The sequence below is a fragment of the Serratia sp. A07 genome (genome assembly GCF_058725505.1).
In genome coordinates, this window is the sequence record NZ_JBZXDO010000207.1 from 1 (window position 1) to 831 (window position 831).

Here is an 831-nt window from a genome sequence, read left to right on the forward strand (position 1 = left end):
GGATCAAAGCCAACTACGCGGCCAAGCTCAACGATAGTGCGCACGTCCCTGTCGTTGTACCACTCCCACGGCAACGGAACGCATTCACGCTGGTAAGACTCACGCAGGATAACGTTATCGAATACAGCGCCGTTCCCCCACACACGCATGCTACGAGGATTGGCGACATTGGCCCGGATAAACTTATTCAGGTCATATAACGCAGACAGCAACGACGGCGCACCGTCAACGCAGATAGCCGCGCGGGCTTCGCTGCTTTGCTTCATCCACCAAATAATCGTATCAGCGTCAGGTGTCGCTTTACCGGCCATAACGCTTTGCAGGTCTACGGCGGTGTAGAACTGCTCGCCAAGCTCGGCGCTGTGCGGGTTAAAAAGCACAGCGCCGATAGTCAAGATAGGGGCGCTGGGCTTCTTACCCAGCGTTTCAATGTCAAGCATCAAATGGTTCATCAATATTTATCCTGGCTGTGAGTCGTGAGTGTCATGCATCCGATTTCTTCTTGGAGTTGCGCAGCTTGGTGATGCGCGATTTGACCGCCCGCAGCTCCGCGTCTCCTTCCGCCACCGTCAGTGCAAACTTGAGAGCCTGCAACGGGGTGGTAAACATACTGGACAGTGGTTTCCCGCTGGCCGGGAACTGGTGGCGGCAACACGCCGGGATGTTTTTGAGCCAGTTCCCCTTTTTGTCCTGCGTCAACGAGCCTCGCTGGACGAGGTTCACATACTGTGTGTCGTCCGCGTATGCTTTCTTAACCCCGAACTGCGATTGGCTGTTGCGCTTGCGACGAATGGTTCTAACCTCCCATTCATCGATGGTGATCTCCACGCG

At 55.4% G+C, this 831-nt stretch carries 1 protein-coding gene and 1 pseudogene; both read right to left on the reverse strand.

Going from position 1 to position 831, the window contains the following annotated elements; translation table 11 throughout:
- On the reverse strand, nt 1–452 hold a 452-nt coding region (locus AC4PR2_RS29275), incomplete at its 3' end, for a 3'-5' exonuclease (RefSeq protein WP_492176098.1).
- 31 nt (nt 453–483) lie between these two features.
- Nucleotides 484–831 (reverse strand): annotated as a pseudogene (locus AC4PR2_RS29280) (hypothetical protein); the annotation flags it as partial.